This is a genomic window from Roseibium sp. AWQ4_254, from assembly GCF_056161025.1.
On the sequence record NZ_JBSWYH010000029.1, the window covers coordinates 16,299 to 36,831 of the forward strand.

At 61.2% G+C, this 20,533-nt stretch carries 19 protein-coding genes; 11 read left to right on the forward strand and 8 right to left on the reverse strand.

The features are described 5' to 3' along the window. Nucleotides 1–19 precede the first annotated feature (19 nt). Nucleotides 20–1,573: a DHA2 family efflux MFS transporter permease subunit gene (locus tag ACXAIC_RS19885; protein WP_475184235.1), complete on the reverse strand. Its 1,554-nt coding sequence runs from the start codon at nucleotides 1,571–1,573 to the stop codon at nucleotides 20–22. Between the two features lie 4 nt (nucleotides 1,574–1,577). Beyond that, nucleotides 1,578–2,750, reverse strand: coding sequence for an HlyD family secretion protein (locus ACXAIC_RS19890; RefSeq protein ID WP_475184237.1), 1,173 nt, complete (start codon nucleotides 2,748–2,750; stop codon nucleotides 1,578–1,580). A gap of 174 nt (nucleotides 2,751–2,924) precedes the next feature. Here ACXAIC_RS19890 and ACXAIC_RS19895 point away from each other — a divergent pair, with 174 nt between their 5' ends. From ACXAIC_RS19895 to ACXAIC_RS19905, 3 genes are all read left to right on the forward strand, one after another. Continuing rightward, nucleotides 2,925–3,608, forward strand: coding sequence for a TetR/AcrR family transcriptional regulator (locus tag ACXAIC_RS19895; RefSeq protein ID WP_475184239.1), 684 nt, complete (start codon nucleotides 2,925–2,927; stop codon nucleotides 3,606–3,608). A 109-nt stretch (nucleotides 3,609–3,717) separates the two neighbouring features. Next, entirely contained in the window at nucleotides 3,718–5,133 is a 1,416-nt protein-coding gene (gene puuE / locus ACXAIC_RS19900) for an allantoinase PuuE (protein WP_475184241.1), read from the forward strand. Next, nucleotides 5,130–5,642 (forward strand): ureidoglycolate lyase, encoded by a 513-nt coding sequence (locus ACXAIC_RS19905; RefSeq protein ID WP_475184243.1) that lies wholly within the window; start codon nucleotides 5,130–5,132, stop codon nucleotides 5,640–5,642. Before puuE ends, ACXAIC_RS19905 begins: the two co-directional genes overlap by 4 nt. 73 nt (nucleotides 5,643–5,715) lie before the next feature. Here ACXAIC_RS19905 and ACXAIC_RS19910 read toward each other — a convergent pair whose 3' ends face one another. From ACXAIC_RS19910 to ACXAIC_RS19925, 4 genes are all read right to left on the reverse strand, one after another. Further along, nucleotides 5,716–6,702: a type I glyceraldehyde-3-phosphate dehydrogenase gene (locus ACXAIC_RS19910; RefSeq protein WP_475184245.1), complete on the reverse strand. Its 987-nt coding sequence runs from the start codon at nucleotides 6,700–6,702 to the stop codon at nucleotides 5,716–5,718. Nucleotides 6,703–6,898: 196 nt separating this feature from the next. Next, a complete protein-coding gene (locus ACXAIC_RS19915; RefSeq protein WP_475184247.1) occupies nucleotides 6,899–7,735 on the reverse strand; it encodes a bifunctional allantoicase/(S)-ureidoglycine aminohydrolase in 837 nt (278 codons plus the stop codon). Nucleotides 7,736–7,856: 121 nt separating this feature from the next. Then, nucleotides 7,857–8,795, reverse strand: a complete 939-nt coding sequence (locus ACXAIC_RS19920) for a LysR substrate-binding domain-containing protein (RefSeq protein ID WP_475184249.1) — start codon at nucleotides 8,793–8,795, stop codon at nucleotides 7,857–7,859. A 228-nt stretch (nucleotides 8,796–9,023) separates the two neighbouring features. Beyond that, entirely contained in the window at nucleotides 9,024–9,827 is an 804-nt protein-coding gene (locus tag ACXAIC_RS19925; protein WP_475184251.1) for a creatininase family protein, read from the reverse strand. 175 nt (nucleotides 9,828–10,002) lie between these two features. Here ACXAIC_RS19925 and ACXAIC_RS19930 point away from each other — a divergent pair, with 175 nt between their 5' ends. The 3 genes from ACXAIC_RS19930 to ACXAIC_RS19940 all read left to right on the forward strand — a co-directional run bounded on the left by ACXAIC_RS19930 (nucleotide 10,003) and on the right by ACXAIC_RS19940 (nucleotide 13,330). Next, nucleotides 10,003–11,052 (forward strand): putative metalloprotease CJM1_0395 family protein, encoded by a 1,050-nt coding sequence (locus tag ACXAIC_RS19930; protein ID WP_475184253.1) that lies wholly within the window; start codon nucleotides 10,003–10,005, stop codon nucleotides 11,050–11,052. A 203-nt stretch (nucleotides 11,053–11,255) separates the two neighbouring features. Beyond that, nucleotides 11,256–12,413 carry an MFS transporter gene (locus tag ACXAIC_RS19935; protein ID WP_475184255.1) on the forward strand — a complete coding sequence of 386 codons (1,158 nt, stop codon included), beginning with the start codon at nucleotides 11,256–11,258 and terminating at the stop codon, nucleotides 12,411–12,413. Between the two features lie 365 nt (nucleotides 12,414–12,778). Continuing rightward, nucleotides 12,779–13,330: a MarR family winged helix-turn-helix transcriptional regulator gene (locus ACXAIC_RS19940; RefSeq protein ID WP_475184257.1), complete on the forward strand. Its 552-nt coding sequence runs from the start codon at nucleotides 12,779–12,781 to the stop codon at nucleotides 13,328–13,330. Nucleotides 13,331–13,349: 19 nt separating this feature from the next. On the opposite strand, the gene chrA is transcribed toward ACXAIC_RS19940, so the two are convergent. Next, on the reverse strand, nucleotides 13,350–14,690 hold the full coding sequence (gene chrA / locus ACXAIC_RS19945; RefSeq protein ID WP_475184259.1) for a chromate efflux transporter: 1,341 nt from the start codon (nucleotides 14,688–14,690) through the stop codon (nucleotides 13,350–13,352). 314 nt (nucleotides 14,691–15,004) lie between these two features. Between chrA and ACXAIC_RS19950 the strand changes: the two genes are divergently transcribed. Further along, entirely contained in the window at nucleotides 15,005–15,283 is a 279-nt protein-coding gene (locus ACXAIC_RS19950; RefSeq protein ID WP_475184261.1) for a hypothetical protein, read from the forward strand. Nucleotides 15,284–16,263: 980 nt separating this feature from the next. Here the strand turns inward: ACXAIC_RS19950 and ACXAIC_RS19955 are convergent. Further along, nucleotides 16,264–16,743 carry a methylated-DNA--[protein]-cysteine S-methyltransferase gene (locus ACXAIC_RS19955; protein ID WP_475184264.1) on the reverse strand — a complete coding sequence of 160 codons (480 nt, stop codon included), beginning with the start codon at nucleotides 16,741–16,743 and terminating at the stop codon, nucleotides 16,264–16,266. 126 nt (nucleotides 16,744–16,869) lie between these two features. On the opposite strand from ACXAIC_RS19955, the gene ACXAIC_RS19960 reads away from it, so the two are divergent. From ACXAIC_RS19960 to ACXAIC_RS19975, 4 genes are all read left to right on the forward strand, one after another. After that, nucleotides 16,870–17,778 (forward strand): DMT family transporter, encoded by a 909-nt coding sequence (locus ACXAIC_RS19960; RefSeq protein WP_475184266.1) that lies wholly within the window; start codon nucleotides 16,870–16,872, stop codon nucleotides 17,776–17,778. A 332-nt stretch (nucleotides 17,779–18,110) separates the two neighbouring features. Continuing rightward, nucleotides 18,111–18,755, forward strand: coding sequence for a L,D-transpeptidase (locus ACXAIC_RS19965; RefSeq protein ID WP_475184267.1), 645 nt, complete (start codon nucleotides 18,111–18,113; stop codon nucleotides 18,753–18,755). 81 nt (nucleotides 18,756–18,836) lie between these two features. Next, nucleotides 18,837–19,337: an OmpA family protein gene (locus ACXAIC_RS19970; protein WP_475184270.1), complete on the forward strand. Its 501-nt coding sequence runs from the start codon at nucleotides 18,837–18,839 to the stop codon at nucleotides 19,335–19,337. 104 nt (nucleotides 19,338–19,441) lie between these two features. After that, nucleotides 19,442–20,533, forward strand: a complete 1,092-nt coding sequence (locus tag ACXAIC_RS19975) for a LacI family DNA-binding transcriptional regulator (RefSeq protein ID WP_475184271.1) — start codon at nucleotides 19,442–19,444, stop codon at nucleotides 20,531–20,533.

Here is a 20,533-nt window from a genome sequence, read left to right on the forward strand (position 1 = left end):
GCAACAGCTATTCCCCAAATCAATGGGACGGGGCAGAGGCCGCCGCAGGCGGTTTCCGCATCAGCAGCGCCGCGGCGGCCAAAGTCGCAAACAGCAGGGAAATCAGCAGGAAAACGTCAATATAGGACAGAACCAGCGCCTGGGCCGCAACCCGGTCTGCCATCTGCTTGAGTGCACCCGTCTGGCCATCGATCCCACGGGCCTGCAAATTCGCCGCCATCATGTTGAGCTGCCGCATGGCTTCCGGATTGCTCCAGGACACGGCCTCCGACAGGCGCAAGCTGTGAAGGTCCTGGCGGTCGGACAGGATCGTGTTGATGCCCGCAAGCCCGACGGCGCCCCCAAGGTTGCGCGTGAGATTGAACAGGCCTGAGCCGCCCTTCATTTTGGATGGCGGCAGGGTGCCGAGTGCAAGATTGTTGATTGGCACCATGCAGATCATCAGGGACAGACCGCGCAGGATCTGTGGCAGCAGCAATTGATTGAAGTCCCACTCTGCGGTCATGCCTGTCAGCAGCCATGTTGAGGTGGCGAAGCCGAGAAAGCCAATGAGCAGCATGAGGCGCAGATCCATGCGGGCCGACAGGAAACCGGCCAGAGGCGCGGAACAGAACATGGCAATACCGGAGACGAAGACCGTCTCGCCGATCATGAGGCTGTCATATCCCCGGACGGACCCCAGATAGAGCGGGTAAAGATAGGTCAGACCGTAAAGGCCGATTCCCATAACAAAACTGAACAGGGAGCCAACGGCGAAGTTGGTGTTCAGGAAGGAAGACAGATCGACCACCGGCTCGTCACGGGTGAGGGCCCGCCAGAAGGTGATAAGGCCGCCCACAATCATGACGGCGGCCAGGACCGCGACGGTCTCGTCCTGCAGCCAGTCATTGGAGGGTCCTTCTTCCAGCACATATTCAAGGCCACCGAGAAACGCGGCCAGGGCTATAAGCCCCCACCAGTCGAAGCGGGGCAACAGGGTCCAGTCCGGCTTGTCAAAATCGATCAGGGTCCATGCCCCAAGGGTTACGGCGATCCCGGGGCCGACATTGATCAGGAACAGCCAGTGCCATGAAAAGGCATGGCCGAGATAGCCCCCGACCGTCGGGCCGACCGTTGGGGCCAGGGTGGCGATCAGGCCAATCAGGGGTGAGACGATATTGCGCTTGTCGGGTGGGATGATGGTAAAAGCGGCGGCAAAGACCGAGGGGATCATGCCGCCGCCCAGGAACCCTTGCAGGCCACGCCACAGGATCATTTCATTGATGGACCCGGAGGCTGCGCACAGGAGCGAGGAAACCGTGAAACCAAGGGCAGAAAGCGTGAACAGCAACCGGGTCGACATCATCCGGGCAAGAAATCCCGACAGCGGGATCATGACCACTTCGGCAATCAGGTAACTGGTCTGAACCCAGCTGATCTCGTCGGAACTGGCGGACAGGCCCGCTTGAATATCCTTGAGCGAAGCTGAAACGATCTGAATGTCAAGGATCGCCATGAACATGCCGACGACCATGATCAGGAAGGCAAAAAGCCGCCGGCGGGTCAGGGGGGCGGCGGCTTCTGCGGTGGCCATCTGATCAGTCCGCGTGGGCGACAGAGACCGGATGGTCTCCGGCTGTGCGGCTGTCGACATCCACGACGACCGACAGGCCCGCGCGAATGGCGCGCGTTTCAAGGGCCTTTTGGGGAATGTTGATCCGGACCGGAACGCGCTGGACAATCTTTGTGAAATTTCCGGTGGCGTTTTCGGCGGGCAGCAGGGAGAAAATGGCGCCCGTCGCTGGTGCTACAGAGGCAACCGTGCCGTCAAAGCTCCGCCCCGGCAGGGCGTCGAAGGTCAGATGGACCTTGGCACCGGGGGCAACCCCTTCCATCTGGGTTTCCTTGAAGTTGGCCTCAATATAGTAGCTGCGGTCCGGGACCAGCGCGGCAAGACGCTTGCCGGCTGTCACCAGATCTCCCTTTTCGATCGCAATATTGGCAATGGTGCCGCTAGTGGGCGCGCGCAGCACTGTCATGTCGAGATTGCGCTGTGCCTGGGCCACGTCCAGCTCCAGTTCCTGGCGTTGGCTCCTTGCCTCGCCATATTGCCCTTCAAGCACCGCGATTTCGGCTTTGGCGCTGTCGACGGCCGCTTTGGCGCTGGCCAGCTTGGCCTGGGCCGTATCCTGGTCCTCGGTGGCGCTGTCCAGCTGGGCCTGAGAGGTGACCTTCCGGGCCACAAGGTCGCTGATCCGGCTGAAGCTGATCCTCGCATTGCGCAGTTGGGCCTTGGCAGCGTCCCGGTTCGCTTCGGCCTGGGCAACGGAAGCCCGGGCGGCTTCGATCTGGGCCTTGATGCGTTTGAGTGTCTGGCTGGCAGTCTCGACCTTGCGTTTGGCCAGATTGAGAGCGATCCGGAAATCGCCATCGTCCAGCTTAACCAGAATGTCTCCGGCCTTGACATGGTCGTTGTCGGAAACCGAAAGCACCTTCACATATCCCTGCACCCGGGAGGAAATCAGGGTGATGTCGGCCTGAACATAGGCGTCGTCGGTTGAGACCATGAAGCGGCCGGTGGTCCACCATGCGTGGCCCTCATAGGCGCCCCCTATGAGAGCGGCCAGAGCAATGAGGCCGGGAAGCACGCGTTTGCGCCAGGAGCGTCTTGCCTTTGCGGGCGTCCCGGACGCTGGGGACTGATCCAGGCTGTCCCTGGTCACCGGCTGTGACTGTGAGCGCTGAGGCTGATCAATCGGATCGTGTTTCATGAAAAGGGCTTTTCGGGGTTCGGGGAGACGGGTTTTGCCTGCCCGGGATATGATTTGCCGGTCGAAATGCGTCGAACCAGTTGGTTCGATTGAGCAGATAGCGCTGACGATGCCGGGTTTCAAGGGTTTATCGAACCAGATGGTTCGATTATATTCCAGACTCTGGAGGTTTTGATGGATACACGAATTTTGGCCCCGGACGGATCGCGCGAGCGCACCTGCGAAGACAAACCCGGCCGCCATGCCGCAGGCGAGGACCCGGTCAAGCGAGACCTGATATTAGATGGTGCGGGCAAGGTGTTTTTTGAAAAGGGGTTTGACGCGGCGAGCATGAACGACATCTGCCGCGCAGCAGGTGTGTCCAAGGGCACGCTCTATGTCTATTTTGCCGACAAGGTCGATCTGTTCGAGGCCCTTGTGGACCGCGAACGCCAACGGTTTTATCCCGAGATGGCAGCCGCGCTTGAGGTCGAAGGGTCCATGCGCGACAAGCTGGCCGCCTTCGGGCGCTGTATCGCCGGGATCCTGAGTTCGGAACAGGTTATCCAAGCGCAACGGGTGGTCATAGGTGCGGCAAACAAGATGCCGGATCTGGGAGCCCGGTTTTACAGTGAAGGCGCTGGCAGAGCAGCGGCCCTGCTTGGCCGCTTCCTTCAAACGGAGATCGCAGCCGGGCGGCTTCAGGTCAGGGAGATCGACTTGGCCGTTTATCATTTCAACGATCTGGTGGCGGGGCATCTGTGGCGCAAACGGCTGTTTGCCATTCTGCAGGAAGCACCTTCAGATGACGAAATCAACCGTCATGTCGACGCCGGTGTGGATGCGTTTCTGGCAGCCTATTGCAGCGCACCGGCATGACCCGGAGCCAACGGGAGCAGACACCGGATCGCAGGTGACTGTTTCAAGAAATGCCTGAAACTGCAGGCCGGATTTTGGTCTATAAAAAGAAAAACACCGGAGGTGATACGTGTCACGCTATGTTCGCAATCTCAGGGGCTATGGCCCGTTTCCGCCGGACCCGAAATGGCCGGGCAACGCCCGGGTGGCGGTTCAGTTTGTCCTCAATTACGAGGAAGGCGGAGAGAATTGCGTGCTGCATGGGGATGCGGCCTCAGAAGCTTTCCTGTCCGATATTGCCGGAGCCGCCCAATGGCAGGGGCAGCGGCACTGGAACATGGAATCCATATATGAATATGGCGCCCGGGCCGGATTCTGGCGCTTGCACCGCCTGTTCACCAGGGCCGGCATTCCGCTGACCATCTACGGGGTGGCGACAGCGCTCGCCCGCAGTCCGGAGCAGGTCGAGGCCATGAAGGAAGCGGGCTGGGAAATCGCGAGCCATGGCCTGAAATGGGTTGAGCACAAGGACATGCCTGCAGAGGAAGAACGGGCGGCGATTGCCGAAACCATCCGTCTGCATACGGAAGTCGTTGGGGAACGCCCGCGCGGCTGGTATACCGGCCGCTGTTCGGAAAACACGGTCCGTCTGGTCGCCGAAGAAGGGGGCTTTGACTATATCTCCGACACCTATGATGACGATCTGCCCTATTGGCTGGAAGTGGAGGACCGGGATCAGCTGATCATTCCCTACACCCTGGAAGCCAATGACATGCGCTTTGCCGTCTCTCCCGGTTGGACCGACGGGGAGGATTTCTTCAACTATCTGCGCAATGCCTTTGACGTGCTCTACGCGGAAGGCGATGAGGACGTGCCGAAAATGATGTCGGTCGGTCTGCATTGCCGTCTCGCCGGGCGTCCGGGAAAGATCACCGCGCTGCAGAAATTTCTTCAGCATATCCAGGCCCATGACGGGGTCTGGTGCCCGCGCCGGATCGATATCGCAGCCCATTGGCGGGCCCAGCATCCGCATCGGCGCAGCCTGAAGCCGAGCCGGATGGACCGCGCGGAGTTTGTGGAGCGTTTTGGTGGCATTTTTGAGCATTCACCCTGGATTGCGGAGCGCGCTTTTGATCTGGAACTCGGCCCGGCCCATGATTGCGCCGCCGGGGTTCACAATGCCCTGTGCCGCATGTTCCGCTCCGCCAGCGAAGACGAGCGTCTTGGGGTTTTGAACGCCCATCCGGATCTGGCGGGCAAACTTGCCCAGGCGGGGCGTTTGACGGCGGAAAGCGCCTCTGAACAGGCGCAGGCCGGACTGGATCTTCTGACCGACGAGGAGCGGGAGACCTTCACTGCGCTCAATTCAGCTTATGTGGAGAAACATGGGTTTCCGTTCATCATTGCCGTTCGGGATCATGACAAGCCATCCATTCTGGCCGCTTTTGAACGGCGGATCGGCAATGACCGGGAGACCGAATTCCGCGAAGCCTGTTTTCAGGTGGAGCGCATTGCCCGGCACCGGCTGAAGGACCTTTTGCCGTGACGGGGACCGGGAAACCAAACCCCGGCCTGACGGCCGTGCCGCTGACTGTGGCCGCCTTTGCGCCCTATGGTGAGGTGATGGAGGTGTCGGGCGCCCCGGACAAGATTATCAATCAGGGCATGTGCGGCCGTCACCACGATCTGGCAGCGCTCGACTTCGGATCCGGGCGCGCCGGCATCAGCCTGTTTGATGCCAAGGCGCGCGCGCTGCCCTACAAGGTCGATATGGTGGAGCGGCACCCGGACGGCAGCCAGGCCTTCATTCCGGTCGATGGGGTGCCCATGCTGGTGATTGTTGCCAGCGACAAGGATGGTCAGCCGGTCAACCTGAAAGCCTTTGTCAGCCAGCCCGGGCAGTCGGTCAATCTGCACCGGGGCACCTGGCACGGGGTGCTCGCTCCGCTTGGGAAACCCGGCAGGTTCGTTGTGGTTGACCGGATCGGCGAAGGGGACAATCTGGAAGAATTCTGGTTTCCCGAGCCCTATATCGTTGAAGCCGTTGTGCAGTAGGGAACATCCCCTGCCATCGGATTTGCCGTTCTCTACCGGACAGCGGATAGCGAGCTATCCGGTGAGGCGGGGCTCAGCCGGGCGCGGTCATCCGTCTGGCCATGTCGATCATGCGCCGGGAAAATCCCCATTCATTGTCATACCAGCCGAAAATCCGGGCCTGCCGGTCTCCGGCGCTCAAGGTCTCGGGCAGGGCGATCACCAGGGACTCCGGGCGGGCGCGCAAGTCTGTGGAGACAACCCTGTCTGACGTGAAGCCGATCACGGGATTGCCGGCGAAGATCTCCAGCAGCAGGTCATTCACCGGTTTCGCAACGGTCTGTTTAAATGTGACGGTCAGATCGACTGCCGATACGCTGATGGCGGGCACGCGCACGGCGGCGCCGGTGATGCGCCCCTCCAGATGCGGCAGAACCCGAGTGACGAGGTGTGTGGCGCTGGTGGTCGTGGGCACCATGGACACCCCGCCTGCGCGGCTGCGCTCCAGTGGGCCGCGCGGCGCATCCACCATGGGCTGGCTGGCTGTGTAGCAGTGGATCGTGGTCATGTGCCCGGTCTCAATGCCGACGGCCTCTTCCAGGCCGCGCAGCAGCGGGGCCAGCGCATTGGTGGTGCAGGAGCCGTTGGAGACCACCATTTGATCTTTCAGGAGATGATCATTGGCGCCCAGAACCAGGGTGATGTCGGCGGCCGGGGATGGGCCGGAAATCAGTACTTTGGCTGCGCCTGCCACCAGACCCCGTTCGGCGATGTCCCGTGTTTTGGCCTTGCCGGTGCATTCCAGAACAATATCGGCGCCGGTCAGATCGACGGCCGTCAGATCCGATTCCCGGGAAAAGGGGATCGTCAGCCCGTCGACGATGAGACTGCCGTCACCGGCAGCAACCTCCCCGGGATAAGGGCCGAAGACGCTGTCATATCTGAACAGATAGGCGCAGGTCTCCAGGGGGGCGATATCGTTGATCCGCAGCACCTTGATGTCCGAGGGCTGGGGGAACGCCAGGATCTGACGCAAAACGGTCCGGCCGATCCGGCCGAACCCGTTGATGACAATCCGCATTGCAAGGACCTGTTTTGTCTCTGCCTGGATCAGCCGGCGCAACTGGCCCAGAGGGGCGCCGGAACGTTGATCGAAGTTAAAAGGAGCCTCTTGTCTCGGGCCGTCTTTTGAAAGGCCTATCACCTTTTAACGTCTTGATCTTATTTATATTGTCCTTAAGGACAATCTTGGGCCGCCGGATCTTGCCTTAGCGGAGTTAGCCGAAACGGGCAGCCAAACGCAGCGGCATGTGCCGGTTGACGTCCTTGTAAAGCAGATAGCGGAACGGGCCGGGCCCGCCTGCGTAACAGGCCTGCGGGCAGAAGGCGCGCAGCCACATATAGTCCCCGGCCTCCACCTCGACCCAGTCCTGATTGAGCCGGTAGACCGCCTTGCCCTGCAGCACGTAAAGCCCGTGTTCCATCACATGGGTTTCGGCAAAGGGAATGACCGCGCCGGGCTGAAAGGTGACGATGTTCACATGCATGTCGTGGCGCAGATCTTCCGGATCGACAAAACGGGAGGTGGCCCACTTGCCCTCCGTGCCGGGCATGGCGACCGTCGTTGCCTGGCGCTCATGGGTGACGAACAACGCAGGCCGGTCCAGTCCCTCGACCGGTTCATAGGCCTTGCGGATCCAGTGAAAGCGCACGGGGTGATCGCCGTGGTTCCACAAGCTCCAGTCCGTCTCCGGCGGCAGAAAGGCATAGCTGCCTTCCTCCAGCGCATGGGTTTGGCCCTCTGCCGTCAGGGTCGCGCTGCCGTCCACGACAAAGAGCACGCTTTCCGCAGCCCGGTCCGTTTCCGGCCGGCCCGAGCCGCCTTTGGGCGACACTTCCATAATGTATTGGGAAAAGGTTTCGGCGAAGCCGGACAAGGGCCTTGAAAGCACCCAGAGCCGGGTGTTGGACCAGAAGGGCAAGAAGCTGGTTACGATATCGCGCATGGTCCCGCGGGGGATCACCGCATAGGCCTCGGTGAAAACGGCGCGGTCGGTCAACAGGGTGTCCTGGCCGGGATGGCCGCCCTTGGGAGCGTAGAGAGAGTTTGGCACAGCGCATGATCCCGCTTGATTGAGTGATTGCGTAACTATGCCGCGTGCGGCCGGGCGGAACCAGCACGCTTGGCCCATCAGTTCCTGTTTGAATTTCAAGAAAATGGGGCTGCCCGAGGCTCTAGGCGGTTTTCTTGATCATGGCGGAGCGCATGGTCGCCATTTCCGCGCTCAGGAAATCGCAGAAATCCTTGGCGACGATGGAGATCGGCCGGTGGGTCGGCGTCAGGATCGACAGGCCGTTCTGGATGCGCGGGCGAAAGGGGCGGAACACGATCCGGGGCGGCCCCATCCCAAGGCGACCGTCTTCCTGGGCTTTATAGGCCGTCAGCATGTCACAGATGAGCGCGCACAGACCTGCTTCGACAAATTTGAGGCCGGACACGGCGGTCTGAAGCTCAAAGCGCTGGTTGAAATCCACCCCCGCATCGCGGAACCGTGCCAAGGTTTGCTTGTGGCTGCGATGTTCGGAATGCAGAAGCGCCAGCGGATAGCCGTCCAGCTCTTCCGGGGTGATGACTTCCTTGGCGGCCAGAGGGTCCGTTGAGGGAATGGCGCACATGCATTCCAGATCAAAATCGATCTGGTCAAAGGAATTGCGGGCCCGGGGCGTTTCGGTAAAGCCAATGTCGAATTGCTGGGCGGCGATCAGCTCCTCGATTTCCGAGGAAGAGCGGCTTGCCAGCGCCACTTTCACGCTCGGCTTGTCGGCGACGAATTTCGACAGGCTGTTGGGCAGGAAATCAGCGACGGCTTCGGGAATGCCGGCAATGCGCAGCTGGCCATGCTCCCGGTTTGCCAGGCCCCGCAGGGTCCGCTTGGAGATTTCCAGGCGTTTCAGAATGGCTTCGGCTTCTTCGAGAAAGAACTCTGCTTCCGGCGTCGGAACCAGCCGGCCCTGTTCCCTGACGAACAGTTTCAGCTCCAGCTCCGTCTCCAGTCCGGCAATTGTGGAACTGACAGCCGGTTGGGTACGCCCGAGCGTGCGGGCAGCTTCCGAAATGGAACCGCTGCGCATCACTTCGCGAAATGTCGCCAATTGCCGGATTGACAGGTTCATGGGTACTCGAACTGCGCCCCCCTAGCTCACAGGGCCATTAGTGTGTCGCCTAAGGGGCTCAAGGTCAACCACTGTCAATAAAACCTCTGGAATTTCACTGATTTAGCACGGGATTACGGGCCGGGCCCTGTCCACTTGCGGTGCTGGCCGATTGCGTTCGACTCCCGGTTGATTGCCGGGTAGCAATATTTGACAGCGCGTTTGCGCCTGGGCCGAAAGATGTCCAGATCATTCTTCCGCGTCCCAAAGGCGGGTCAGGTCGAAAGCGGCAACGTCTTCCAGGAGCTCGATAAACCCCCTCGCTGCGTGGTCCAGCGACAGGCGGCCTTTTTCGGCCGTGGCAAGAGCGGCATTGCCAAGAGCGCCGGTCGGATTAAGGTCCTGTACCTTCCAGCCGTACTGGGCCTTGCCATGGCCGCGCAGATGCTTGAATTCTGTCAGATAGGTCTGCTGCTCGGAGAAAAAATCCCGCGCCAGCTCCATGCGCACCAGCTCCGGGTGAAGGTGCAGCATAAGCGATGTTTCAATGTCGCCGCCATGAATACCATAGGCAAATTCGTCTTGCGGAAACAGTCCGTCCGGCTGACCGAACCGCAGCCAGTTGGTGGCGGTGACGAACATGTTGTGCCTGACGCGCAGGTCCCGGGCCACTATGTCGAGAATGGGCACATTGCCCCCATGGGCATTGATCAGCACCAGTTTGCGGAGACCGGTCCGGGCGACGCTCTCGCCGATTTCGATCCAGGCCTTGGTGACGGTCTCCCAGGAAAGGGTCAGCGTCCCGGGAGAGGAAATGTGCTCGTCCGACTTGCCGATCTGCTGTGTCGGCAAAAAGGTCACCGGTAGAGTGTCGGGCAAAAGCTCCAGAACCCTCTGGATCTGGCCGTTCGCAATGGCAGTGTCGGTGAAGACGGGCAGGTGGGGCCCATGCTGTTCAATGGCTGCGACCGGGAGAACGGCGATCCAGTGTTCCCGGCCGGGGGAGTTGAAATCCTCCGTTGTCATGTCATGCCAGAAGTGCCTGGGCAGCATTGTCCCGTCCCGTACTGTTCTATCGCAAGTTCGGCCCTTGCTTTGCACACCCTGACCGGTCAGGCAAGTGCCGCAAAGAGACAACAAAGAAGAGCAAGGCCCTCACGAAGATATGATCGTGCGGCATGCTCCGGCTTTAAGATATTGCTGATTGTTTCCCGGCAAAGTGGGCTTCATGATCGGCGCTTTGTTGTCCAATACGCCGGCGAACCTTTTGAGAAGCAGTGGTGTCGCGGGCGAACTGGAGCCCGGCGGGGGAGCGGGTGCTTCCGGCCGGGAGCGGGACGCCGTGCGCGACAGTCTGGCCAGCGGGCCGGTCCGCGCCGCCGGAAGCGGTTCCGGTGGTGTGCTGACCAAGCAGGCGGTTCTGGCCCTTCAGGAAACCGATCCGGCTCAGGCGCAGCGCGGCGGTGCCCACTCAGAAGGGCCGTCCGCAGATCTGTCCGCACAGTCTTCCGGTCGTGTTGCCGACGAGGGGCCTGCTGACAGCGGGCCAGCTTCTGCCAGCGCATCGGAGGGCCCGTTAGGGCGTCAGGGCGCCGGGGGACAGGCGCCCGGCGGCCAGGAGGGCGGACTGACCCCTGCACAAACGCAAGACGGGACGCAGGGCGGCGCCCAGGAGGAGGACCCGGATGGCGACGGGCTGAACGAAGCTGAAGAAAAACAGGTGCAAGAACTGGCCAAGCGCGACCGGGAAGTTCGGGCTCATGAACAGGCCCATGCCCGGGTGGGTGGGGCTTATGCCGGGGCGCCGAGCTACACGTTCCAGCAAGGCCCCGACGGCAAACGCTATGCAATTGGCGGCGAAGTTCAGATCGACACATCCAAGGAAAAGACCCCGCAAGAAACTATCCGCAAGATGCAGATTGTCATCCGTGCGGCGCTCGCACCGGCAGAACCTTCGTCCCAGGACCTGAAAGTGGCCCAGCTTGCCCGGTCCCAGCTATCTGAAGCCCAGGCGGAGGCCCGTCAGGCCAAGGCTGAGGACCTGCAGGGGGGCGATGGGGCAAGCGATTCCTTGTCCGGCCCCGGTGCCGGAGCAGAGAAGAAGGGGCCGGAGAAGCCGGCGTCAGAGGGCAAGATGTCTGAAGGTGAAAGGGCACAAGGTGGCGGGCTTCAGAGCAACGGGCCAGAGCCAGCCAATGGCCAGGCCGCCGCGGCCTATCAGTCTGCGCTTCAGAGGGCGCAGGAGGCGGAATCTTTACTGGCCTCTGTTCTGGCCTGACCGGTGTCATCTGGTCTGCCTCATCTGATCAGCCTGATATGATCCTTCCGGCGTGGCTTCGTTTGTCCGCAGCGGTGTCAGGATTGAACCCGGCGCGTGAACGCGCTACAGCCGGAGCTTAAGACTGTCAAAAGACTGGCTGTGCGCTTCGGGTCCGGGCTTCCCCAGGGGCCCAAAGGGCTTTGCCCCATCAAGGTCCTTCCATGCAGGTTCCAAGACATCAGGTTCTGGCCACCCGCCGGGTTGTTGCGGCGCTCTTTTTCCTGGGCGGTGCGATTATCGGCCTGTGGGCATCCCGGATTCCGGAGATTAAGGCATTCACCGGCTTGAGCGAAGGCGCGTTCGGCCTGTTGTTGCTGGTCCTGGCTTTCGGGGCGTTCACCGCCTTTCCGATTGCTGGAAAACTTATGGACCTGCACGGGCCGGCTCTGGTGTCCAAGCTCACGGCGGTGACTACCGTCGCGGCCTTTCTGTGTGTGGGGCTTGCGCCGTCCTTGCCGGTTCTGACGGTTGCCCTCTTTCTGGGCGGGTTTTTCTTCGGCGCGCTGGATGTATCCATGAATGGCTGGGGCGCGGAGGTGGAAAAAGCGCTGGCGCGCCCGGTCATGTCTTCCTTCCACGGGTTGTTCAGCCTGGGCGCGGGCAGCGCGGCGGCGGCGGGCGGCCTGGCCATCCGCCTTGACCTTTCGGTGGCTCAGCATTTCCTTCTTTGCAGCCTCCTGTCTGTACCGGTGCTGGTCTGGGCGTGCCGGCAGCCCTGGCCACGCGCGCAGGAAGGCGGGGCAGAAGAGGGCAAGGCGCCGATTTTTGCCGTGCCTCGTGGCGCCTTGCTGCTGGCCGGTCTGATTGCCCTGATCGCGGCGCTGGGCGAAGGCGCTCTGACCGATTGGGCGGCGCTCTATCAGATCTATGATCTTGGCTATCCGGAATCGATTGCGCCGGTTGCTTTCACGGTCTTTTCTGCCGCGATGGTGATCATGCGCTTTGCCGGTGACCGGGTGGTGGCTCTTTACGGACCGGTCCGTGTGGCCCGGGTCAGCGGGCTTGTGGCGTTTCTGGGCGGGGTGCTTCTGGTGTCCGGCTGGTCCATCTGGGCCGTATGGGCAGGCTGTTTCATTATGGGGATCGGCTATGCGGTGCTGTTCCCGCTGGCCATGTCCCGGGCAGCTGGCGAAACCCGGATGTCCAAAGGCCAGGCGCTTGCCGCTGTTGCCACGCTTGGCTATGGCGCGTTTCTGTTCGGCCCGCCGTTGCTGGGCCTTGTCGGCGAAGCCTTCTCGCTCGGGGCGTCTTTTGCGCTGGTGGCCCTGCTGACGCTGGCTGTGCCGTTTCTTGCAGGTGCGTTGAAGGTTCATGAATAGCGAAATTCCGGTGGTCACTCTCCTTTCAGCTCTCTTTGGGCTTGTTCTACGATCTCGCATCCCAGGCTCGGGAGAATGGCCGCCCGAGTTTCGCTAAGTAAAAGGAATGACCGTCCCGGACACGTTGACAAGGGTCTGAGCCTGCCACCCAGTGCCGGAAATGGTTTCTAAGGCGGCTTATGAGCGTCAGATGCGGGTGGCGGCCCCTTTCTTTTTCGCGCATGCACGAGGGGCGAAGGGCATTTGCCGTGGCAAAATAAGTGTGGCTGTCTCCGGCTGTCATTTGACGGTTAAATAGTCCGGCTAGGTTTCTGCCGCGATGTCAAAAATGACGATTCGGTCTGATCTTCGGGCAGGTATGGGCGATGGCGTTTAACTACAAAAAGAGCATAACATTTCGGCTGGTGCAGGCGGCCAAGGCCCAGCGGGCCCGATCGGGCGCGCATTTGATGCGCATCGGTTTGCATCCTGGGCAGGAACTTGTTCTGAAGGTTCTGGCCGATACGGACGGCCGGACCATGAGCCAGCTGGCGCTTGCGCTGGGTGTGCAGCCGCCAACGGTCACCAAAATGGTGACGCGCCTGTCGACACAAGGTTACGTGCGCCGTCAGGTGTCCGATACGGATGGCCGTCTTGCGCGGGTCTATCTGACCGAGGAAGGCCGGGACCTGGTTGTGTCGGTCGACAAGGCGTGGAAGCGGCTGGAGCGGGAGGCCATGTCCGGTCTTGATGACAAGGACCGCAAGAAACTGCGCAAGTTGCTGCGGCAGGTGGAAAAGAACCTGTCGGTTTCCGTTGATGACGACCCCGAGCATGAAAGCGATTTCGACACGGATGGGGATGAGACCGCCGGCGGGGATGAAAAGAAGGATGCGCCCAAGGCAAGCGGCAAGAGCAAAGAACTCTCAGCCGCCTGACAGGGCTCTTTGGATGCCTTCAAGGCAGAAAGGTCTGGGCGAGGGCACCGAGTAGGGCTGTCGCTATCAGAACGGTGGCGATCCCCCTTTTGGCCAGAAAGACCAGACAGGCCGCAATGGCGGCGATGGCTGCAAGCACCGGATCGAGGCTGGCCGGGTCTGGCCATGAAAAGGCAAACGGGCCTGCCGTCAGCCGGTGGGTCTCCGAAAAGAGCACACGCACCGCGAACCAGATGGCAAGGTTCAGGATTGTTCCGGCAACGGCCGCAGTGATTGCGGAGAGCGCCTTGGCAAGGGGGCGGTTGCCCCGGAGCCTTTCCATCCAGGGAGCGCCTGCCAGCACGAACAGGAAACTTGGGGCGAATGTGACCCAGGTGGTCAGTGCTGCGGCCAAAAGGGCCCCGGTCAGGGGTGAAAACGGCGCCGGAGCCTGCCAGCCGCCCAGAAACCCGACATACTGCGTGACCAGAATAAGCGGGCCGGGAGTTGTTTCGGCCAGCCCGAGACCATCCAGCATTTGCCCTGCGGTCAGCCAGCCTTCCAGATCGACGGCCACCTGGGCCATGTAGCTCAAAAGCGCATAGGCGCCGCCGAAACTGACCACCGCGAGCACGGAGAAGAACCGGGTGATCTCCCCATAAACCGTGCCGGGGGCCAGAACTGCAAGGAGGACAAGGGGCGGGCCAAGCCAGAGTACCGTTCCAAGGACAAGGGTCCGAAGCGTCGCGGCAGGGCTGGCCTTGACGGGCAGCATCTCATGAGCGTTTTCCTGCGGGGTCACCGGAGGGCGCCCGAAGGCAAGGCCCAGGGCGGCGGCAGCCAGGATGACCAGAGGAAACGGCACGGACAGGAAAAACAGGGCGCTGAAAGAAGCCGCACAGATCAGCCATGCAAGCCGGGAGGTGAGCGCCTTCGCCCCGATCTTCATCAGCGCTTGCAGCACGATGGCCAGAACGCCAGCCTTCACGCCGTAAAAAAGGGCGGTGACGAGTGATGTGTCGCCAAAGGCCACATAGATATAGCTGACGACAGCCATGGCGAAAGCGCCGGGCAGGATGAACAGCAGCCCGGCAATCAAGCCGCCCAAAGTGCGCCCGCTCAGCCAGCCGCAATAGGTCGCCAATTGCTGTGCCTCCGGTCCGGGCAGAAGCATGCAGTAGTTCAGGGCATGCAGAAACCGGTCCTCCGACAGCCACTTGCGGTTTTCGACGAATTCCTGATGCATCACCGAAATTTGCGCCGCCGGTCCGCCGAAGGACAGCAGCCCCACCTTCAAGGAAACCCGGGTCAGGTCCGCTAGAGACGGGCGTTCGGCCGGTGTTTTGGGGGCGGAGGGACCGTTTTGCGGGTTTTTGAGCATGCAAGGCCTGGCTACTGGGGGCGTCTGAGACGTCCGGATGACTGTGTTGGAGACGGGCAGGCAGAAGACCGCCCGGCTCTGACCGAGCTTGCCTACGCGGCTTTTGTGACGGCTGCGCGACGTTGGTTGCCCTTTGGTAAGATTACGAAAGAGTCATTTGCGCGGCCAGCCTGCACATCCCATTTAGAGAAAATAGTGTTTCTCTGGATTTGTCTTTCGCTGCCTGAAAACCGAGTTGCCGATGCAAAGACAAAACCGTTTTCACCAGGCTAAACGCTGTAGAAACACATCAGATGCTTTCGGAGGCAGATGACATGACCAGTTTCACTGTGATCCCGGGCAAGGAGACATCCGGAGCCGGCCGGTCTTTTGCACAGACCATCAATGAAGAGCGCGGAGCCCGCAAGGCCGCCGAGTTGCGGCGGCGATTCCGGGCCGCCTCCAGAAAGGCGGCCGGGGCGCCATCCTTTGGCGGGTTTGACGTTTCGCCTTTTGGGTCAGGTGGGACCTCCCTGCGCAAGGATGCAACCGCGCTGATGATCTGGATCGCCTTGGCAATTGTCATTGCTGCTGCCGGGAGCATGATCTTCTAAAGACGCCCTGGCAAAGGACCGTCCCATATATATCCGGAAGGACCGTTTGGAACCCATTTCAATCCGGCTTCAGATCCTCATGGGCCTCCAAGATCCGCCCACAGTCCCTGCCAGCGATGCACATTCGGCAAGTGTGCTCTTGCCGCAAGTCAGACAACCTGAAAGCCGGGCTCCTGAAGAGTTGAACTTACCGGCCTCAACCTGCCGACGCGCGCAGAGTGACTTTAAGCTCATCCGGCCTGAGTGTCAGCGGGGCAATTTTTGATGTTTCAAGAAACCCCGTGCTTTTCGGCCGGACCGGGGACCTGTTCTGCACATTTGCCAGCGCTCAACGCTGTGGGACGACGCCACGGTTGGCAAAATGGCAAAACAGGCGCCGGGTCCGGCTTGCTGCACATGTCACTTCGACAAAACGGGAATTGGGGTGTGTCTTGAGTGGAAAGCGTTTGGCCAGGATGACTGCTGAAAGGGTCTGGGACGCATCTCTCGAAAAACTCCTTTGCCTGTCCAGAGCACCGCGCCGCGCCGGAAATCTGATCTGGATGCGAGGACCATGGGGTGAAAGGTCTGTGTCTGTCCTTGCTGCTTCACCGGGCGCAGGGCCTGGGGAGATCGCAAGGATTTCCGGGCTCGTGACGGCCTGCATTTGCTGCCGTCTGATGAGAGAGTGTTGAGGAATACCGGGTCTCTGCGGGAATGTGAAAAACGTTCTGATCCACCGCCATGGAAGTGGTCTCCCTCTGGAACATCCTGCGTCGCAAATCACAAAAAACGTTACGCTGTTACAAACTACCTTGTTAAAGTTGCGGAAGTCAACCAATAAGTGTTTTTCTTGTTTGTAATCTTTTTGATTGTTTTCTCACGTTGCTGAAACCCATTGGTTTTGAAGTCATTTATGGAAAGGCTTTCATCTGCCTTAGCGTAAATCTAGACATGGGCAGGACACTCGGCAGGAGGAGGGAAGAGAGCAAATCCGCTTTTCAAACAAGGAACGGATATCCGCCTTCCAGTTTCAACAACGCAATCTTGGTGTCCAGGCCGCCAGACCCGGAATACCCTCCAAGGCCGGTGGCAGACAGGATCCGGTGGCAGGGAATGATGATCGGAATCGGGTTCGCTCCGCAGGCCTGGCCGACGGGCTGGCCATAGGTGTTAAGCTCCTTCGCGACCTCTCCATAGGTCCGGGTCCGGCCATAGGGAATGGCGCGCATGGCCCGGAACACAGCCTGATGCAGGTCGCCGCCATGGGGGGCAAGCGGCAGGTCGAAGCAGCGCAGCTTGCCGGACAGATAGGCCTGCAGCTGAGCGGCCGCTTCCTGCAGCAGGGGTGTTTCTGGTGGCGTCCCCGGGGGTGTTTCTTCTTGGCGCGCGGCACTATTCCAGTGTAAGTGGGTAATCGCGCCGTCCGATTCCGTGATCGACAGGCGCCCCAACCACGTTTCAACTTCCGAGACAGGCATGTGTGGCCTCTGCTTCCAGATGGTATGGAGCGGGTCTCTTCCCCGTCCCGTCCGGACTGGCGGTTTTGTCCGGTCCGGTTTACGCATCTATTCATCTGCGGATGATCGGCACAAGGCCCCGTCCAAATGTCACTAGACCAACAGACATCTTCTTCCAGCGGTCCGGCTGCCGCAACCGCGCCGGTTCTGGGCATTGGCCTGATTGTTCTGGCCTGTCTCGGGTTTTCCTTTCTGGATGCCACGGCGAAATATCTCTCCTCCAGCCTGCCGACCCTGCAGATTGTCTGGCTGCGCTTCGTCTCTCATGTGCTGCTGTGCCTTGTGCTGTTCCGGGTGTGGAGGGCCCCGTCTCTTTTCAAAACGGGCCGGCCGGTGCTGCAGATCGTGCGCGCGCTCTGCCTGTTGGGCATCACAATCTGCAACTTTATGGCCGTGCGCTATCTGCAGCTGGCAGAGACCATGGCAATCATGTTTGCCGCCCCCTTCGTGATCACCGCGCTGGCGGGGCCCATGCTCGGGGAATGGGCAGGGGTCAGGCGCTGGGCCGCCATTGGCGTCGGGTTCATCGGGGTTCTGGTCGTCACCCAGCCGGGTATAGGCAACATGCATTGGGCGGCGCTCTATTCAGTCGCCTCCATGATCTTCTACGCTGTCTATGCCATTTTCACCCGGCAACTGACATCGACCGAGAGTTCCGCCGGCATGCTGATCCTGTCCGGGCTTGTGGCCGCGATTGCCATGGCGCCTGCAGGTCTCTCCGTCTGGGTCACCCCGCCGGATCTGACGAGCTGGCTCTTGCTGTTTGCGACTGGTGTTTTCGGCGGCGGCGGCCACTTCCTGTTTATCTGGGCGCACCGGATCGCCCCGGCGCCCGTCCTGGCTCCGTTCATCTATATCCAGATCGTCTGGATGATTGCGCTGGGCTATTTGATTTTCGACGATGTGCCGTCTCTCTCCACGCTTCTGGGTGCGTCCATCGTTGTGGCGTCGGGGCTCTATATTCTTTACCGGGAACGGGTGCGCGGGCTCTCATAACAACCTTGCCAAATGAGCACCTATGCGACTGTGACATGAGAGCGTTCAGCTAGGAGCGTGTCACGGGGCGATGTGGGGCATCGTCCAGGACGCGCGACACGGCGGAACGCTCTCATCGTGGCCTTCGGTGGCGATTTCAGGCCGGCCGGGCTCACATGCTGGTAAATCTGACGAGAGAATGCTGCTGTTATCGGTCTCCTGGCTGGCCGGTGCCGATGGCAGGTTGACGCTACGTGCGACTTTCCGTCTTAATACGCAGCTGAAGGGAATGCGGGGGAGTGCCCCGGACAGCAGAAGGTCCGCAAGGGGCCGGCCTTTTCAGGAGGGACGGGATGGAAATGGATCGCCGCAGGTTTTTGGGCGGGATGGTGGCCGCCGCAGGCACCTTGGCCCTGCCGCAGGCCGCGCAGGCCAATGCCGCCGCCAATGCCTATTTCAACGGGTACCAGCAGGACAACGGGTTCCAGTACCGCCGGACGAATTTGAACCGGATCGATCCGGTCTGGCGCCGGCAGATGGTCAAATATTTCAGCCCGGAGCCGCCTGGAACCGTGGTTGTAGATACCGGGAACCATTTTCTTTACTGGGTCTGGGAAAACAATACGGCGCTCAGATATGGTGTTGGTGTGGGCCGCGAAGGCTTCAAGTGGTATGGCCGGGCCCGCATCGACCGCAAGGCGCTTTGGCCGCGCTGGGTGCCGCCGCCTGAAATGCTCAAACGCCAGCCGGACCTGCCGCGCAAGGTGGACGGTGGGGCTCCGAACAATCCGCTGGGTCCAAGGGCGCTTTATCTTTACCGGGATGGCCGCGATCTGGGCTACCGTCTGCATGGCACGCTGGAGCCCTGGAGCATCGGCCATGATGTGTCCTCCGGCTGCATCCGCATGCTGCCGGAAGATGTGATCGACCTTTACCAGCGGTGCCCGAAAGGGACTGGCGTTCTTGTGCTGGAGCATCTGGGCGCAAATGCGGGGTAAGGCTGGAAACGCTGTTTTTTGACGTGGACGTTTGGATTGGGTGCTTTCTTGGGTAAGCGGAGCGGCCGTTGGGGCCAGGGGATGGCGCTAGCCATCGTGATCGGGGCCGGATTGACCGGCTGCAACTCGGCGGGCGGCCTGTCCTCGCCGGATGTGACAAATGCGACGGCAGCCGGGTTCGGGCAGATTGCGCCCGGGTCGGAGGAGGAATTCATCATCAATGTCGGGCGGCGGGTCTATTTCGACAAAGGCTCGGCAACGGTCACCGACGAAGCCGAGATGACCATCAAGAGCCAGGCCGAGTGGTTGAAGCGCAACAAGAAATGGCTGGTCAAGGTACAGGGCCATTCGGACGATCCGGGCAGCGAGGCGGCGCAAAAGACGCTGTCCACCCAGCGGGCGAATGCGGTCATGGCCGAACTGGTTAGCCTCGGGGTCAGCCCGAAGCGGATCTGGGTAAAGGGGTACGGGGTGGAGCGTCCGGTGACGGATTGTGCCACCATCGAATGCGAGTCCCAGAACCGGCGGGTGGTGGTCAATCTGCGCGAGGAATTTGACGATTCCGCGCCTCAGGCCCGGTAAGGCGCCTTCCGAAAAGCCATAGCCGGCGAAATTGCCTGTTTACCGCCTGGGCGGGGAACTGTATCGGTTGCCGTCGCCTCTGCGGGAATAGAGACCACTGCTGAATGTCTGAAGACAACGATTCCACACCGCCTTCTGCGGACCTGCCCCCCAAACCGGGAAAGCGGCTGACCCTCGGCCATATTGCCGACCAGCTGGGCATCTCCACGGCCACGGTGTCGCTCGCCTTGCGGGACAGCCCGCTTGTGGCGGAAGAGACCCGGGAAAAGGTCAAACAGACGGCGCAGGAAATCGGGTACATCTACAACCGGTCGGCCGCCTCCCTGCGCACCTCCCGCAGCCAGATTGTCGGCGTGGCGGTTCATGACATCCTGAACCCGTATTTTGCCGAAGTGTTTTCTGCGCTGGAGGATGTTCTGGAAGAGCAGGGGCAGATGATCTTCATCTGTAACCACCGGGACGACGTGAAACGCCAGCGCGGCTTCGTCAACACACTGTTGCAGCACCGGGCCGATGGCCTGATCCTGTGCCCTTCGGTCGGCACGACAGCTGAAGAGATCAACCGGCTGGTGGATCAGGGCATTCCGGTGACGCTGGTGGCCCGTGAAGTTCCGGGTGTCTGGGCGCCCTGTGTGCGCGGCGATGATATGGCCGGCACCTATCAGATAACCAAACACCTTCTGGCGCAGGGGCATCGGGAGATTGCCATGGCGGGTGGCCGCCGGGACAGTTCCACGGGGCGCCTTCGCAACGAGGGCTGGCGCAAGGCCATGGCGGAAGCGCGCATCGATCCGGACAGTCAGGTGGATCTTCCCGAGTTGATGACACAGGCCGATGGGCGGGCTGCGGTTGCCGCGTTGCTGGAGGCGGCCACCAGGCCAACCGCCGTGGTTGGCTTCAACGATCTGGTGGCCTTCGGCATGATGACCACCTTGCGCCGCGCCGGTGTGGAACCGGGCCCGGATATGGCGGTTACCGGCTATGACGATATTGACGGCGCCGATGCGCGCACGCCTGCTCTGACCACCGTGGCCAATCAGCCGGAGAAGATCGGCCGTCTGGCTGCGCTCACCTTGCTGCGCCAGGTCTCCGGGGACCGGGTGCCCAACACGCCGATCGTGATCGAGCCGGAATTGCGCATCCGCGAGAGTTCGCCGCCCCCGGGCGTGCGCCTGGCCCCCCGGCTTGCGGATTAG

Excerpts from the sequence above, each read along its gene's own strand:
- ACXAIC_RS19885 (WP_475184235.1), bottom strand. The coding sequence starts at position 1,573 with ATGGCCACCGCAGAAGCCGCCGCCCCCCTGACCCGCCGGCGGCTTTTT.
- ACXAIC_RS19890 (WP_475184237.1), bottom strand. The coding sequence starts at position 2,750 with ATGAAACACGATCCGATTGATCAGCCTCAGCGCTCACAGTCACAGCCG.
- ACXAIC_RS19895 (WP_475184239.1), top strand. The coding sequence starts at position 2,925 with ATGGATACACGAATTTTGGCCCCGGACGGATCGCGCGAGCGCACCTGC.
- ACXAIC_RS19910 (WP_475184245.1), bottom strand. The coding sequence starts at position 6,702 with ATGCGGATTGTCATCAACGGGTTCGGCCGGATCGGCCGGACCGTTTTG.
- ACXAIC_RS19920 (WP_475184249.1), bottom strand. The coding sequence starts at position 8,795 with ATGAACCTGTCAATCCGGCAATTGGCGACATTTCGCGAAGTGATGCGC.
- ACXAIC_RS19925 (WP_475184251.1), bottom strand. The coding sequence starts at position 9,827 with ATGCTGCCCAGGCACTTCTGGCATGACATGACAACGGAGGATTTCAAC.
- ACXAIC_RS19930 (WP_475184253.1), top strand. The coding sequence starts at position 10,003 with ATGATCGGCGCTTTGTTGTCCAATACGCCGGCGAACCTTTTGAGAAGC.
- ACXAIC_RS19935 (WP_475184255.1), top strand. The coding sequence starts at position 11,256 with ATGCAGGTTCCAAGACATCAGGTTCTGGCCACCCGCCGGGTTGTTGCG.
- ACXAIC_RS19940 (WP_475184257.1), top strand. The coding sequence starts at position 12,779 with ATGGCGTTTAACTACAAAAAGAGCATAACATTTCGGCTGGTGCAGGCG.
- chrA (WP_475184259.1), bottom strand. The coding sequence starts at position 14,690 with ATGCTCAAAAACCCGCAAAACGGTCCCTCCGCCCCCAAAACACCGGCC.
- ACXAIC_RS19950 (WP_475184261.1), top strand. The coding sequence starts at position 15,005 with ATGACCAGTTTCACTGTGATCCCGGGCAAGGAGACATCCGGAGCCGGC.
- ACXAIC_RS19955 (WP_475184264.1), bottom strand. The coding sequence starts at position 16,743 with ATGCCTGTCTCGGAAGTTGAAACGTGGTTGGGGCGCCTGTCGATCACG.
- ACXAIC_RS19960 (WP_475184266.1), top strand. The coding sequence starts at position 16,870 with ATGTCACTAGACCAACAGACATCTTCTTCCAGCGGTCCGGCTGCCGCA.
- ACXAIC_RS19965 (WP_475184267.1), top strand. The coding sequence starts at position 18,111 with ATGGAAATGGATCGCCGCAGGTTTTTGGGCGGGATGGTGGCCGCCGCA.
- ACXAIC_RS19970 (WP_475184270.1), top strand. The coding sequence starts at position 18,837 with ATGGCGCTAGCCATCGTGATCGGGGCCGGATTGACCGGCTGCAACTCG.
- ACXAIC_RS19975 (WP_475184271.1), top strand. The coding sequence starts at position 19,442 with ATGTCTGAAGACAACGATTCCACACCGCCTTCTGCGGACCTGCCCCCC.